This is a genomic window from Streptomyces sp. NPDC044002 (assembly GCF_056434525.1).
In genome coordinates, this window is record NZ_JBWKEZ010000050.1 from 29,486 (window position 1) to 44,475 (window position 14,990).

The 14,990-nt window shown below is 75.3% G+C and carries 9 protein-coding genes; 3 read left to right on the top strand and 6 right to left on the bottom strand.

What is annotated here, in order from left to right; all coding sequences use genetic code 11:
* The first annotated feature begins 27 nt into the window (after nucleotides 1–27).
* Complete coding sequence (locus tag AC07A6_RS29840; RefSeq protein ID WP_362468336.1) at nucleotides 28–666, top strand: TetR/AcrR family transcriptional regulator; 639 nt, start codon at nucleotides 28–30, stop codon at nucleotides 664–666.
* A 52-nt stretch (nucleotides 667–718) separates the two neighbouring features.
* Here AC07A6_RS29840 and AC07A6_RS29845 read toward each other — a convergent pair whose 3' ends face one another.
* The 6 genes from AC07A6_RS29845 to AC07A6_RS29870 form a co-directional block, all read right to left on the bottom strand.
* Complete coding sequence (locus AC07A6_RS29845) at nucleotides 719–1,912, bottom strand: hypothetical protein (protein WP_386271735.1); 1,194 nt, start codon at nucleotides 1,910–1,912, stop codon at nucleotides 719–721.
* A gap of 195 nt (nucleotides 1,913–2,107) precedes the next feature.
* The gene (locus AC07A6_RS29850) at nucleotides 2,108–4,363 is read right to left on the bottom strand and encodes a bifunctional glycosyltransferase/CDP-glycerol:glycerophosphate glycerophosphotransferase (protein WP_478779204.1); all 2,256 of its coding nucleotides are present in this window, start codon (nucleotides 4,361–4,363) and stop codon (nucleotides 2,108–2,110) included.
* A 134-nt stretch (nucleotides 4,364–4,497) separates the two neighbouring features.
* Nucleotides 4,498–5,337, bottom strand: a complete 840-nt coding sequence (locus AC07A6_RS29855; protein ID WP_478779205.1) for a carbohydrate ABC transporter permease — start codon at nucleotides 5,335–5,337, stop codon at nucleotides 4,498–4,500.
* Complete coding sequence (locus AC07A6_RS29860; RefSeq protein ID WP_478779222.1) at nucleotides 5,334–6,614, bottom strand: carbohydrate ABC transporter permease; 1,281 nt, start codon at nucleotides 6,612–6,614, stop codon at nucleotides 5,334–5,336. Before AC07A6_RS29860 ends, AC07A6_RS29855 begins: the two co-directional genes overlap by 4 nt.
* 58 nt (nucleotides 6,615–6,672) lie before the next feature.
* Nucleotides 6,673–8,058, bottom strand: a complete 1,386-nt coding sequence (locus AC07A6_RS29865; protein ID WP_478779206.1) for an ABC transporter substrate-binding protein — start codon at nucleotides 8,056–8,058, stop codon at nucleotides 6,673–6,675.
* A gap of 104 nt (nucleotides 8,059–8,162) precedes the next feature.
* Nucleotides 8,163–11,279: an FtsK/SpoIIIE domain-containing protein gene (locus AC07A6_RS29870; RefSeq protein ID WP_478779207.1), complete on the bottom strand. Its 3,117-nt coding sequence runs from the start codon at nucleotides 11,277–11,279 to the stop codon at nucleotides 8,163–8,165.
* Between the two features lie 450 nt (nucleotides 11,280–11,729).
* Here AC07A6_RS29870 and AC07A6_RS29875 point away from each other — a divergent pair, with 450 nt between their 5' ends.
* Nucleotides 11,730–13,520, top strand: coding sequence for a serine/threonine-protein kinase (locus tag AC07A6_RS29875; RefSeq protein WP_478779208.1), 1,791 nt, complete (start codon nucleotides 11,730–11,732; stop codon nucleotides 13,518–13,520).
* A gap of 192 nt (nucleotides 13,521–13,712) precedes the next feature.
* A complete protein-coding gene (locus AC07A6_RS29880) occupies nucleotides 13,713–14,978 on the top strand; it encodes a serine/threonine-protein kinase (RefSeq protein ID WP_478779209.1) in 1,266 nt (421 codons plus the stop codon).
* The last annotated feature ends 12 nt before the right edge of the window (nucleotides 14,979–14,990 follow it).

Below are 14,990 nucleotides of genomic sequence, written 5' to 3' on the forward strand. Positions count from 1 at the left end.
TGACGGCGTCGCCGCTATGCTCTGTGCATGACCAAGGACTCCGCCGCCCCCGCCGCCGCCCGCCGCGCCCCCGCCGGCGCCGCCGTCCTGCGCGAGGACGTCACCCAGGCGATCCGCGCGGCCGTGGTGGAGGAGCTCGCGGCGGTGGGCTTCGCCCGGATGTCGATCGAGGGCATCGCGCGGCGGGCCGGAGTGGGCAAGACCGCCGTGTACCGGCGCTGGAAGTCGAAGCTGCACCTGGTGCTCGACCTGATCGGCGCCGTCGCCGCGGACGGCATTCCCGTGCCGGCGACCGGGTCCCTCTACGGGGACGTGCGCGCCCTGCTGGAGGTCATGTCACACGTGCTGCGGCACCCCGTGGCCTCGGCGGTGATCCCCGACCTGCTGGTCGAAGCCGCCCGGAACCCGGAGATCGCCGACGCGGTGCGGGGGGCGCTGGTGGAGGGGCAGCGGCGGCTCGCCGAGGGCATCGTCTCCGAGGCCGTCGCCCGGGGGGAGCTGTCGGCGGGCGCGGACCCCGACCACGCCCTGGACCTGGTGATCGGCCCGCTGTACTGGCGTCAGGTCGTCGTGCGCGACGGGGTCCCGGCCGCGTACCTGGACGGCCTGGCCCGCTCGGTGGTGGCGGGCCTGCGGGCGGACGCGGGCCCCGCCGGAACGGCCTAGACGGCCTGGACGGCCGGTGGGCCCCGGGCGGACGGCCCGGGGCCCGGCGGGGTCAGTGGTTGTTGCAGTTCGGCACGTCGCCCTCGCAGTTGGTGGGCCTGTTCCTGGTGATCTCGCTCTTGTCGTTCACCGCGACGCCGGGGGCCACGTTGTTGACGCCGCCGCCGTCATCGCCGGCCCGGTTCTCCTTGACGAGCGCGTGCTTGAGCGTCAGCACCGGGGCGGGGGAGTTGAGCACCGGCTCGTTGTTGATGCCGCCGCCGTCGTCGGCGGCCTGGTTCTTGAGTACCTTGGTCTTCGACAGGGTGGCTCGGCCGTGGTTGTTCAGACCGCCGCCGTCCTGGCCTGTCTTGTTGAGGCGGATCTCGCCGCCGTAGACCTCCAGGGTCCCCGAGGGGTTGTTCTGGATGCCGCCGCCCTGCAGGCCGGCCCAGTTCTCGACGATCTCCGTGTCCTTGATGACCGCCCTGCTGGGGTTGCCCTCGGTGCCGTTGTAGAGCCCGCCTCCGCTGCCCGTCCTGGCCACGTTGTTCTCGATGCGGCTGTCCTTGACGTCCAGCGTCCCCACGTTGATGATGCCGCCACCGTTCTGATCCGCCGAGTTGCCCGACACGGTGGTCCTGATGAGGGTGAGGGTCGAGAGCTCGTTGATGATGCCGCCGCCGGCCGCGCCCGTAGAGGTGCTCTGCGTGACGGTGTTGACCTGCACGGAGCTGTTCACCAGGGTGGCCCGGCCGCCGCGCAGGTTGGCGATGCCGCCACCGGACACCTCGGACCGGTTGCCCGCCACCGTGCTCTCCTCCACACGCAGGACGCCCCCCAGGTTGAGGATGCCGCCGCCGTCGCCGGGGACGTGGCCACCGGTCAGGGTGAGCCCCCGCAGCGTGAGCGTTCCTGATTCGGACACTTGGACCAGCCGGAACCGCGTGCCCCCGGAGGTCCGGATCAGCGTGGAGTCGTCTCCCTTGATGGTGACCTTGCCGGTGATGGCAGGCAGCGCGTTCCCGCTGTCCGCGAAGTCGTCAGCGAAGGGATAGGCGCACCGCTTGGCCAGATGGATCGTGCCGCCGTCGGGATTCGCGTTCGCTTGCTGGACCGCGGCGATGAGGGCCGCGGTGTCGGCGCACCCCACCGTCACGTTCGACGGCGTGGCCTGGGCCGGTGCGGCCAGGACCGGGGTGGCGGTGGCGCACAGTCCGAGACTCACCACCGCGGAGGAGCAGGCGAGGACGAGGCGCAGCTTCATGGGCTTTCCTTCCACTGTTGCCCAGGGGCCGCCGTCGGCCGGACCGGCCGGGCGGTGCCTGGATGACACGTGGGTTGTTACCGGTCGACCCGGGGGAAACCCGGCGTTCGGCCGTGCCGCACCACGAAGTCCAGCCCTGTGGCCTCGCCCGCTAGCCCGCCCGGCCGAAGCGGTCGGAAGACCGGGAAGGCCCGCCTACGGCCACAGGCCCGCCGTCAGGGGGGTCAGGTCCGGGGCCGAGGCCGCGGGGGTGGGGCGGCGGTCTTCCAGGGGGGTGATCGCCGGGACCGGGGCGGACTGGCCCAGGAAGACGCGGCGGACCACGCGCTCGGCCGCGTGGCCGTCGTCGTACGAGCAGAAGCGCGAGCGGAACGCGGCGCGCAGCTGGGCCGAGCGGGAGCCCTGCCAGTGGCCGGTGGCGAAGATGTCCACCAGCTCGTCCTCCGTGCGGGCGATCGCCCCCGGGGGACAGGAGCGCAGGTCGAAGTAGGTGCCGCGGGCGGCCTCGTACGCCTCCCAGTCGTCCGCGTGGATCACGATCGGCCGGTCCAGGGACGCGTAGTCGAACATCAGGGACGAGTAGTCCGTCACCAGCGCGTCCGAGGCGAGGCACAGCTCCTCCACCGACGGGTGGGCGGAGACGTCCAGCAGCCTGGGGTGCGGGTCTCCGGCGGACTCGGTGCCCGCGTACGTCAGGTGGGTGCGGGTGAGGATCGTGAAGCGCGGGCCCAGGTCCCGCAGGACCCGCTCGAAGTCCAGGTGCTCGGGCCGGCTGCGCCGGTAGTCGCGGTGGGTCGGGGCGTACAGGATCGCGGTGGTGCCCGGGGCGATGCCCAGGCGCTCGCGCAGGGCCAGCACCTCCTCCTGCCCGGCCCGGTGGAAGGGGTCGTTGCGGGGGTAGCCGTACTCCAGGGTGGTGTAGGAGGCGGGCACGGCCCGCTCCCACACCAGGGTGGAGTGGCGGTTGGAGGAGAGCAGGTAGTCCCACTGGTCGGCGCCGCGCAGCAGCCCCTCGAAGTCCGTGGTCGGGGTGGCCGCCGGACGGTCCTGGAGGTCGAGGCCGACCCGCTTGAGCGGGGTGCCGTGCTGCGTCTGGAGCAGGATCTGGCCGGGCCGCTTGACCAGGGCGCGGTCGAAGTTCACGTTCGTCGTCAGGTACCCCGCCCGGGCCAGGGCGCTCCAGTACGCGGCCGAGCCCGGCCGCAGCGCGGTGGTCTCGGGCGGCAGGGTGGCCGCGTGCCGGGGGTCGCAGATCCACGCCGTGCGCATGCGCGGGGCCAGCTCGCGCAGCTTCGCCTCGATCGCCGCCGGGTTGCAGGCGTAGCCGCCGTGCCAGTACGCGGAGAACACCGCCAGTTCGGGGCGGAGGGGGAGGAGCCGCTGGATCCGGTAGTGCAGGCGCAGGGTGCTCTCGCGCAGCCCCCGCCACAGCGCGGACCCGGCGCGGCCCGCGGCCAGGGCGCCCGCGCGGACGGCCGAGGCCAGCCCGTAGGCGCGCCGGACGCCGAGGCGCATCAGGGTGTGCCGGAGCCGGTCCGTGCGGGACAGCGACAGCGGCAGCGACCCGGGGCCGCCCGGGACCCGGTGGCGGCGCAGCAGGGCCGAGGCCCGCGCGAAGAACTCGGCGCGGGCGGCGCGCGGCAGGCGGCGCGGGTCCGCGTACACGGCGCAGAAGTGCTCGGCCATCCGCCGGTGCACCGCCGGCCGCCAGCGGTCCAGCTCGGGCCGGGCGGCGAGCTGGCCGAAGACCCGGTCGTACTGGTCGAAGACGTCGAGGTGGCGCCGGCTGGTGGTGGTCAGGATCGAGCCGGTGCGGCGCTGGCGGTAGTGCACGCAGACCCGGTCGAGTACGGCCACCGACTCGGCGGCCAGCAGCGCCGGATAGGTCCAGGGGGTGTCCTCGTAGAAGCCGGGCGGGAACTCCAGGCCCTCCCGCTCCGCGTACTCGCGGCGGTACGCCTTGTTCCACACCACCATCAGCATGCCGAGGAGGGCCGGGCGGTCGGCGAGCCGGAAGCTGGCCGGGCCCTCCTCGGACAGCCGGTGCGCGAGCCGGTTGCGGACCGTCTCGCCGGTCCAGAAGGTGCGCGCGTAGTCGTAGACCAGGACGTCGGGGGAGCCGGTGGCCTTGAGCCGGTCGGTGATCGCCTGGAGGGCGCCCGGGGTGAGGGTGTCGTCGCCGTCGAGGAAGACCAGGTAGTCGCCGGTGGCCCGGGCCAGACCCGCGTTGCGGGCCGGGCCCAGGCCCAGGTTGTGCGCCAGGTGCACCGCGGTGACCCGGGGGTCGCGGGCCGCGTACTCGTCGATGATCGATCCGCAGGCGTCCGGGGAGGCGTCGTCGACCGCGATCAGTTCCAGATCCGGGTACGACTGGGACAGGACCGAGTCCAGGCTCTCCTGGAGGTACGCCTGAACCTTGTACGCGGGCACGATGACGCTGAACCGGGGCACGGCACATCCAGGGGTCGGCGCGGGCATATTGCCCAGGAACCGCGCGCGCGGCGATCGGGTTACGCAGCGTGTGGCATTCGGGTTACTCAGCGTCAACACGCCATGTCGGGCCCGGTCGTTCCGGTGGCCGTGGGTTACTTCACGGCGCCGGCCATCACCCCCGTCGTGAACTGCCGCTGGAACGCGAAGAAGACCAGCAGCGGCACCACCATCGACAGGAACGCCCCGGGCGCCAGGACGTCGATGTTGTTCCCGAACTGCCGCACCTGCTGCTGGAGCGCCACCGTCACCGGCGGGTGCGCCGAGTCGGCGAAGACCAGCGCCACCAGCATGTCGTTCCACACCCACAGGAACTGGAAGATGCCCAGCGAGGCGATCGCCGGACCGCCCAGCGGCAGCACCACCCGCGCGAACAGCCGCAGTTCGCCCGCTCCGTCGAGCCGGGCCGCCTCCAGCAGCTCGCGCGGGATCTCCGCGAAGAAGTTCCGCAGCAGGAACACCGCGAACGGCAGCCCGAACGCGGTGTGGAACAGCACCACCCCCGCCGTCGTCTCGAACAGGCCGATGGAGCCGAAGAGTTCCGACACCGGGATCAGCGCCACCTGCACCGGGACCACCAGCAGCCCCACCACGACCAGGAACAGCCAGTCCCGGCCCGGGAACTCCAGCCAGGCGAAGGCATAGCCGGCGAACGCGCCGAGGACGAGGACGAGCAGCGTCGCCGGGACGGCGATCGCCACCGTGCTCAGCAGCGAGCCGGTGATCGTGCCGTTCTCCAGCAGCCGCGCGTAGTTCGACGTGGTCAGCCGCGCGGGCTCCGTCAGCACCCGCCACCAGCCGCCGCGGTTCAGGTCCTCGGGGGACAGGAGGGAGGACACCAGCAGCCCGAGCGTGGGCAGCAGCCAGAACAGCCCCGCCAGGACCAGGAAGACGCGCAGCAGCACGCTCCCCGCCAGTCGTCGCACGACGCTCATCGGGAGGCCTCCTTCCGCATCCGGCGGATGTTCAGCAGCATCACCGGCACCACCAGCACCAGCAGCAGTACCGCGATGGCGCTGCCGAGCCCCGGATCGGCGTCCGTCCCGAAGGACGTCCGGTACAGCTGGAGCGCGAGCACGTTCGCGTCGTCCTGCACCGCGCCCGGAGCGATCACGAACACCAGGTCGAAGACCTTCATCACGTTGATGACCAGCGTCACCAGGACCACCACCAGCACCGGCGCCAGCAGCGGCACCGTGATCCGGCGGAACACCTGCCACTCCCCGGCCCCGTCCACCCGCGCCGCCTCCAGCAGCTCGCGCGGCACCGCCGCCAGCCCCGCCCCGATCAGCACCATCGCGAACCCGGCCCACATCCACACGTACGCCCCGATCACCGCCGGGGTCACCAGCACCGGGCCGAGCCACTCCACCCCCGCGTACGCCGCCCGGAAGTTCGACTCCGGCAGCCGCAGCCGCGCCCCGTCCGCCGCCGCGGGCAGCGTGAACGTGCCGTCGGGGCCGGCCGTCGCCGAGGCCACCACCCGGCCGTCCTTCACCGCCTCCACCCGCATCCCCGACAGGCCCGACTCCGCCGGATCGACCACGTTCGGCAGCCCGCCGCCGCCCCGGGTGAAGTCCTGCCAGACGGTGCCGGTCACCTTCCCCGGCACCACCGCGGCACGCCCCGCCGTACGGGTCCCCGAGGGCAGGGCCTCCGGCGCCACCCCGACCAGCGGCAGCAGCACCGGCTCGCCCGCCCGCACCGCGCCCCGCGTCACCAGCGCGCCGCCGGCGGCGGGCTCCAGCGGGGAGTCCCGGCCCGGGCGGGCCCCCGGGAAGGCGGAGGACTCCGCGAAGGTGTCGTGGACCCCGACCCACACCGCGTTGGCCACGCCCCGCTGCGGGTCGTGGTCGTACACGAGCCGGAAGATGATGCCCGCCGCCAGCATCGAGATCGCCATCGGCATGAACACCAGCAGCTTGAACGCGGTCCCCCAGCGCACCCGCTCCGTCAGCACCGCGAAGACCAGCCCCAGCGCCGTCGCCGTCGCCGGGGCGAACACCACCCACACGGCGGTGTTCCGCAGCGCCGTGAGGATCACCGGGTCGCTCAGGATCCGCCGGTAGTTGCCCGCGCCGACGAAGGCGTCGCCGGAGCGGTCGAAGAGGCTGCGGTAGAGGGAGTAGCCGATGGGCTGCACCACGAGCGCGCCCAGCAGCACCAGGGCGGGCAGCAGGAACACCGCCGCCACCAGCCGCCGGCGGGACACGTCCCCGCGGCGGTGGGTCCGGGGCGGGGCCCCGGCCTTGGCCGTCGCCGCCACGGCGTCAGTTCCCGAATGCCTTGGCCGCTTCCGCCTCCAGCCTCTCCTGGGTCCCCGCCACGTCCGACGGGTTCGCCAGGAAGTCCTGCAGCGCCTTCCACTCACCGGCGCCCGGCGTCCCGCCGAAGGCCGCCGGAGCCTGGTCGGACATGTCGAAGCGGAAGTCGTCGCCCGCCGCGATCAGCGCCTTCGCGATGCCCCGCTGGATGTCGTTCGGGTACGCGGCCGGGTCCACCGACTTGTTCGGCGACACGAACCCGCCCTCCCGGGCCTGGACCGCCGCCGCGTCCGCCGACGCCAGGAACGTCAGCAGCGCCTGCGCGCCCCTGCCCGGCTTCAGCGCCACCGCCACGTCCCCGCCCGAGACCACCGGCGCCTTCTCACCGACCGCCGGGAACGGGAACACCAGGGCGTCCTCGCCCACCTTCGCCTTGGTCTGCGCGATGTTCACGGCCACGAAGTCACCCTCGAAGACCATCGCCGCCGCCGGCCGGTCCCCGCCCGTGAAGGTCTGCGTCACCGACTTCGGGAACTCCGTCGCCAGCGCCCCGCCCGGGCCGCCCGCCAGGAAGTCCTTGCGGGCGAACAGCTGCCCCAGGGTGGTCAGCGCCGCCTTCACGCTGTCGTCCGTCCACTTGATCTCGTGCCGGGCCAGCCGGTCGTACTGCTCCGGGCCCGCCTGCGACAGGTAGACGTTCTCGAACCAGTCGGTGAGGGTCCAGCCGTCCGCGCCCGCCACCGACACCGGCGCCGTACCCGACGCGGAGAGCGTGTCGGCGACCGACAGGAAGTCCTTCCAGTTCCCCGGGGGCTTCACGCCCGCCGCCTCGAAGGCCTTCGCGTTGTACCAGACCAGCGACTTGTTGGCCGCCTTGTAGTAGACGCCGTACTGGGTGCCGTCCACCGCGCCCAGCTTCCGCCAGCCCGGCGAGTAGTTCTTCTCCAGCTGGGTCCGGGCCTCCGGGCCCGCCGGCTGCGCCCACTTGTTCTGCACCGCCGCCCTCAGCGCCCCGACCTGGGGGAGCAGGGCCACGTCCGGCGGCTGACCGCCCGCGATCTTGGTGCCGAGGAAGGTGACGATGGGGTCCTGCGCCGGGACGAAGGTGACGCTCGCGCCCGTCCGCTTCTCGAACTCCTTCAGCACCTTCGTGAAGTTCGCCTGCTCGGGCCCCGTCCAGACCGCGGCGACCTCCAGCTTCTCGCCGGTCAGCTTCGGTAATTCGACGGTGTGGGCGTTCTGCTGCCCGGACGGGGTGGACCCGCCCGTACCGCCGCCGTCACCGCCCCCGCCTCCGCAGGCGGTGAGCGCGAGCGCGCCCGCCGCGGCCAGTGCCGCCCAGACTCTTGCCGCCGTGCGTTTCGTGTGGCCGGTTCCGTGCTGTGTCCGCATGGTCTCGCCCCCGATGCCGTCGTGCCCGTGGTGTGCCGCGTGCCACAAGGTCTACGCCGACCCGCGCACCCCCGCAATAGCGCGCGGCGGGGAGCCTGAGCGGGTCAGGGGGCCTCGGGGAACGCCACAGGTATGGCCGACACCAGGTGGGAGGCCCGGTCGAGGGCGCTGGCCAGCAGAGCGAGGTCGGTCGGCCCGTTGCCCAGCTCGCGCACCGGGCGGCGGGCCGGCGGGTCGCCCATCCGCTCCCACTCCACCGGCACCACGGTCGGCCTCAGGGTCGCCGTGCGCGGGATCCGGCCGGTGACCCGGCCCGCCTGGAACGGCACCGCACGCCCGTCGGCGTACAGCAGCCGCCCCCGGCCCGGACCCGGCTGGTCGGGCGCGTCCAGTTCGACCCGCAGCGTCGCCAGCCGGGCCGGCTCGGTGTCGGCGGTCCGCTCCGGGCGGGCGCTGGCCACGACCAGGTGCACGCCCAGCCGGGTGCCCTCCCGGGCGACGCCCTCCAGGATCCGCACCAGCGAACCGGCGGCCGGCCGGCCCGGGCTGCCCAGCGCCGGGGCCACCAGCGCGTCGAAGTCGTCCACCAGCACCACCAGCCGGGGCAGCGGGGTCGGCCCGGCGGCCGGCTCCGTGCGGGTGGCGGCGGCGCGCAGCCGCAGGGTGCCGGTGCGCGGGGAGTCGATGTCCCCGCTCAGCTCGCCCGGGGCCGGCCGGCGGGGCGAGACCATCCGGTCGGAGAGCTCGCGGCGGGCGTGCCACTCGGTGAAGGGGACGCCGTCCAGCAGTTCGTGGCGGCGCTTGAGCTCGGCGCCGAGGGCCTGCGCGAACTCGCGCATGCGCAGCGGGTCGGAGGCCACCAGGTGGGCCGACACGTGCGGGAGTTCCGTGCACGGCAGGAGGCCGTCGCCGCGCTCGCCGCCGGCGCCGTCGAGGAGGAGCAGGCCGAGGCGGTCGGGGCGGGCCGCGGCGGCCAGGGAGGCGGCGATGGAACGCAGCAGCTCCGTCCGGCCGCTCCCGGCGGGACCCTGCACGAGCAGGTGCGGGCCGTCGTGGACCAGCTCGGCGCCGACCGGCCCGCGCCGGCCGGAGCCGAGGACGAGCTCGGCGAGGCCGCCGACGCCCTGGCCCTGCTCGGTGGCCTCCGCCCAGCGGGCCATCAGGGAGGCCGGGGTGGCCCGGGCCAGCCCCAGCTCGTCCAGCAGCCGGGACGCCGCCGGGAGGGTGGCCGCGGCCGGGCGGGACGCGCCGCCGCCGGGCTGGGGGCCGTCCGCGCGCAGCGGGGCCAGCGCCCGGGCGAACCGCTCCGCCCAGGCCGCCGAGACGCCGTCGGCGACCGCAGTGCGGCCGTCGGCGACCGGACGGCCGCCGCTGACCGCGAAGCCGCGTACGGCCGTGGCCACGTCGCCGCTGAGCAGGGCGATCCGGCCGCAGTCGCGGAACGCGGGGGTGGCGGCGCAGGCCGTCTCGTACGTCGTGGCGACGGGGGAGGCGGCGGTGGCGGCCGGGGTCTCGGCGAGGACCAGGAGGTGGATGCCGGCCGCGGCCCCGTGCGAGGCGAGCCGGCCGGTGAGGTCGCGCAGGGCCGCGCTGTCCGGGTCGCCGTCCAGGACCACGAGCGTGCGCGGGCCCTCGTACGCGGCGGCGGCCCGCCGCAGCGCCGCCGGGTCGGCGGCCGCCCAGCCGGTGCCGAGGGGGCCGTCCTCCAGCCGCCGGGTCAGTTCGGCGGTGCGGGCTGCCGCCTGGTCGCGGTCGTAGGCGAGCAGCAGTCGGCAGTCCTGGCCGTGCGCGGGCCGGACGTGCGGCAGCCAGCCGAGCCAGCCCCAGTCGCGGCGGCGTTCCGCCACGGGCCGGGCGCGGTCGGCGGCCAGCAGGACGATCTCCAGCCGGGCCGGCGAGTGCAGTGCCGCGAGCTGGGCGACCACCGAGCGGGCCACCCCCGTCAGCCGTGCCCGGGGCCCGGCCACGCCGAGCGAACCGCATTCGGGGAACGAGACGCGGCTGCCCGCGCCGAGCCCCGCCTCCAGGAACCGGGGGTGCCCGGCCCCGCGCGACCACAGCCGTCCGGTGGGCCCGAGCGCCGCCAGGAGCAGGGCCGCGGGGTCGTCCTCGTCGGGGGCGGCCTGCGCGGGCGCCTCGGGCTCGGCCGGGCGGCCGGGGTCGTCCTCCTCGCCGCGCACCCACTTGCGGGCCCACGCGCCGATCCCGCCGGGGCGGCGGGGCCTGGCTCCGCCGTCCGCGGGGTCGCCGGGGTACCCCTCGGCCGCGGCCGCGCCCAGGGGCGCCGACCCGGAAGCGCCGGGGGCCGGGGCGGGGTCGGGGGCGGAGCCCCCGTTCCGGGAAGGGGCGGGGAAGGGCCGCTGCAGTCCGGCGGCCGGGGCCTGCGGCCCCGTACCGCCGCCCGGGGCACCCGCACCCGGGCCCGGCCGCGTTCCGCCGGTGCCGGTGCCGCCGTCGGCCCCCGGGGCCGCGCCCGGCGCGCCGGGGTGGCCGGGGCGGGCGCCGCCGCCGGGGCCGGTGTCCCCGGCGGCGGGGGTTCCCGTACCTCCGCCGGAGGCGTGTGGCAGGCCGAGGTGCCCCTCCAGGTCCGGGACGACCGCCAGCGGCCGTTCGCCGCCCGCCGGGGCGAGCCGGAGGGTGGACTCGCCGATCCGCAGCAGCGCGCCCGGCGCCAGCGGGACCGACGCGGCGCCGACGTCGGCGCCGTCCAGGGTGGTGCCGTTGGTCGAGCCGAGGTCGGCGACCGTGACCCGGCCGTCGGCCAGCACGGTCACCGCGCAGTGCAGCCGCGACACGTCCGGGTCGTCGAGCGGTACGTCGGCGTCCGCGGAGCGCCCGATCCGCACGGACCCGGCGTGCAGCAGGTGGACCCCGCCCGCGTCGGGGCCGGACACCACGTGCAGCTGCGGGGTGCCGGTGCCCGGGCCGTCGGCTGCCGGGACGGCGGCGGTGTCGGGTCCGGGGACGTGCAGGTGCAGCACCGCGCCGTCCACCAGGGGCGGTTCGCCGAGTACGGCGCGCTGCGGGTCGAGGCGGCGCGAACCGGCGTACAGCACGGTGGTGCCGCCGGTGTCGGGGCCGCCCGCGGCCGCCGCGAGTCCGGAGGCCACCGCGGCCAGCGCGGTCCCGGCGGGCGCGGTGACGAGCACGTCACAGCCGGCGGGCGCGGTGGCGGCCTGGTGGCCGCTGCGCGACCCGAGGACGGTCAGCCGGATCTGCATCGCCGTCAGCGGTCCCTTCTGCGCGGAGCGCAGTGCGCGGTGCGTGCGTGCGCCCGGCAGGGGGACGGCGGCAGCTGTCCCGCCCGATCGACCCCCCGCCCGGCACGGACGCCTCGTCCGTTCAGGTCTGCCGGAAGGCAGGGCTCCCGTCCCGGCCGTTCCGTACGGGTGCATCCTCGCACCTGTCGCCCGCAACACGCCCGGCACCCGCCAATAAATGATCTTGGATTCCGTTGGCGGGCTTCGCCCACCGGTGCGAATGCGGCCACCCCCTCGGGGGAAAACCGGGGAAATGGGCCCCCGGCATACCCCGCAAAACTCACCCTTCGCACATATGTGCGGCAACCAACCTCCGTCGACCCGCGTCTTCCACCGGGACACCCCCTAGAGTTGGGCCGGAAACCCACTCGGCGGAATCAGCCGGAAAGACGACAGCAGGGAGCGCGAGACGTGCGGCCAGTCGGCAGCAAGTACCTGCTCGAGGAGCCGCTCGGACGCGGCGCCACGGGCACCGTCTGGCGCGCCCGCCAGCGGGAGACCGCCGGCGCGGAAGCCGCCGTCGCCGGCCAGCCCGGCGAGACCGTGGCCATCAAGGTCCTCAAGGAGGAGCTGGCCCAGGACGCGGACATCGTCATGCGCTTCCTGCGCGAGCGCTCCGTCCTGCTGCGCCTGACCCACCCCAACATCGTGCGCACCCGCGACCTCGTCGTCGAGGGCGACCTGCTCGCCCTGGTCATGGACCTCGTCGACGGCCCGGACCTGCACAAGTACATCCGGCAGAACGGCCCCTTCAGCCCGGTCGCCGCGGCCCTGCTGACCGCCCAGATCGCGGACGCGCTCGCCGCCAGCCACGCCGACGGCGTGGTCCACCGCGACCTGAAGCCCGCCAACGTGCTGCTCGACGAGAGCAACGGCCAGATGAAGCCGATGCTCACCGACTTCGGCATCGCGCGCCTGGCCGACTCCCCGGGCCTGACCCGCACCCACGAGTTCGTCGGCACCCCCGCCTACGTGGCCCCCGAGTCCGCCGAGGGCCGCCCGCAGACCTCCGCCGTCGACATCTACGGCGCCGGCATCCTCCTCTACGAGCTGGTCACCGGCCGCCCGCCGTTCGCCGGCGGCACCGCGCTCGAAGTGCTCCACCGCCACCTCAGCGAGGAGCCGCAGCGGCCCCCCGCCGTGCCCGAGGCGCTGTGGATCGTCATCGAGCACTGCCTGCGCAAGGAGCCCGACGAGCGCCCCAGCGCCGAGAGCCTGGCCCGCGGCCTGCGCGTGGTCTCCGCCGGCATCCGCGTCCACTCCTCGCCCGACGAGGTCGAGGCCGCCCTCGGCGTCGCCGCCCTGCTCGCGCCCGATCCCTCGCCCGCCCCGGTCCCCGGCGCCCCGGTGGCCCCCGGCTCCGCCGCCACCGCGCAGGCCGAGGCGTACGACCCGGACGCCTACGACCCGAACGCCATGACGAGCGTGCTCCCGCCGGTCGGCGGGGCCGACGCCACCACCGTGCTGCCGGCCACCGCCGGAGCCCCCGGCGGCGCGCCCGACCCGACCTCCGTCATGCCCCCGGTGCAGCAGCCCGACGCGCCGCACCCGTGGCAGTCGCAGATGCGGGCCGCGCGCGACCGCAACGAGCCGACGCAGATGCACTACCTCGACCCGAGCGAGGACCCGCTGCGCCGCCGCCCCCAGCGCCCGGCCCCGCAGGTGCCGCCGCCCCCGCAGCGGCCGCCCCGGCAGCAGCACCAGGCCCCGCCGCCGCAGCAGTACCAGCCGCAGCCTCCGCAGCAGCAGTACCAGCAACCGCAGTACCAGCAGCAGCCCCCGCCGCAGCAGTACGCGCAGCAGCCCCCGCAGCACTACCAGCCCCAGCAGTACCAGCAGCCGCCCCAGCAGCCGCAGTACCGCCAGCCCCAGCCGCCGCCCCAGCAGCAGCAGCCCCAGCCGCCTCCGGTGCGCCAGCAGCCGCAGCAGCCCCCGCGCGAGCCCCGCCCGCCGCGCGAGCCGCGCCGCCGCAGCGCCAACCCGGTGCGGATCCCGGGCCTCGGCTGCCTCAAGGGCTGCCTGGTGCTGATCCTGCTGCTCTTCGTCGGCGGCTGGCTGGTCTGGGAGCTCACCCCGCTCCAGGAGTGGATCGGCACCGGCAAGGGCTGGTGGGACCAGGTCTGGAGCTGGGGCACCGACGTCGTCGACTTCGTCACCTCCATCGGCGACAGCGCCGGCGGGAGCAGCGGCAGCGGCTCCTGAGGCTCCCGAACGTCCGCCGGAGGACCCTCCCGAGGGTCCTCCGGAGCCTCCCGTAGCGCCGACCTTGTGGATTTGTCGACATCCAGGACGTGATTTCGCCCGCAGAAGTGAAGGTCACCGCGATCCGGTCGCCCCAACCCCCACACGGCCGCGTAGCTTTGGTCCGTTACGCCAGCCGCTGAGGGAGCAGTCGTGGCACGGAAGATCGGCAGCCGGTACACCGCCCACCAGATCCTGGGGCGCGGCAGCGCGGGCACGGTGTGGCTCGGCGAAGGCCCGGACGGCCCAGTCGCCGTCAAACTCCTGCGCGAGGACCTCGCCTCCGACCAGGAACTGGTCGGACGCTTCGTCCAGGAGCGCAGCGCACTCCTCGGACTGGAACACCCGCACGTCGTCTCCGTGCGCGACCTCGTCGTCGACGGGAACGACCTCGCCCTCGTCATGGACCTCGTACGCGGCACGGACCTGCGCACGCGCCTCGACCGCGAGCGCAGGCTCGCCCCCGAGGCGGCCGTGGCCATCGTCGCGGACGTCGCCGACGCGCTCGCCGCCGCCCACGCCGCCGGCGTCGTCCACCGCGACGTCAAGCCGGAGAACGTCCTGCTTGACATGCAGGGACCGCTCGGCCCCGGCGGCGCCCACCCCGCGCTCCTCACCGACTTCGGCGTCGCCAAGCTCATCGACTCCCCGCGCCGGGCCGGCGGCGGCCGCAGCACCGCCCCCACCACCCGGATCATCGGGACCCCCGACTACCTGGCCCCGGAGATAGTGGAGGGCCTGCCGCCGAGGGCGGCCGTCGACATATACGCCCTGGCCACCGTGCTGTACGAGCTGCTGGCCGGCTTCACCCCCTTCGGCGGCGGCCACCCCGGCGCGGTGCTGCGCAGGCACGTCACCGAGACCGTCGTCCCGCTCCCGGGCATTCCCGACGAGCTGTGGCAGCTGATGGTCCAGTGCCTGGCCAAGGCCCCCGCCTCCCGGCTGCGCGCCTCCGAGCTGTCGGCCCGGCTGCGGGACCTGCTGCCGCTGCTGGCCGGGATGCCGCCGCTCGACGTGGACGAGCCCGACGACGCCGACCCGGAGCCCGAGCCCGAGCGGGAGCCCGACACCGCCGCCGACCCGGTCCGCAGGCGGGGCGTGGTCCCGCTGGTCCCCGGCTCCGCCACCGACTCCAACCGGGACACCCACACCTCCATGCGGGTCCCCGGCCCCGACGAGCTGGCGGGCGGGGCACTGGGCACCGCCCGCGTCCCCCGCCCGGCCGGCGGACACCGGCCCGGCTCCGCCCGGCACCGCGCCGAGGCCGAGCGCAGGCGGCGCCTGGTGCTCTCCGCGTCGGCGCTGGCCCTGGTGGCGGCGGTGGGCCTGGGCAGCTGGATCGCCGTCTCCGGCGACGACCCGGCGCCCCCGCCGCGCGACGGCAAGGGCCGCCAGTCGGCCCCGTCCCAGCCCAGGTAGGACGCCCCGCCC

Excerpts from the sequence above, each read along its gene's own strand:
- AC07A6_RS29865 (WP_478779206.1), bottom strand. The coding sequence starts at position 8,058 with ATGCGGACACAGCACGGAACCGGCCACACGAAACGCACGGCGGCAAGA.
- AC07A6_RS29855 (WP_478779205.1), bottom strand. The coding sequence starts at position 5,337 with ATGAGCGTCGTGCGACGACTGGCGGGGAGCGTGCTGCTGCGCGTCTTC.
- AC07A6_RS29870 (WP_478779207.1), bottom strand. The coding sequence starts at position 11,279 with ATGCAGATCCGGCTGACCGTCCTCGGGTCGCGCAGCGGCCACCAGGCC.
- AC07A6_RS29845 (WP_386271735.1), bottom strand. The coding sequence starts at position 1,912 with ATGAAGCTGCGCCTCGTCCTCGCCTGCTCCTCCGCGGTGGTGAGTCTC.
- AC07A6_RS29840 (WP_362468336.1), top strand. The coding sequence starts at position 28 with ATGACCAAGGACTCCGCCGCCCCCGCCGCCGCCCGCCGCGCCCCCGCC.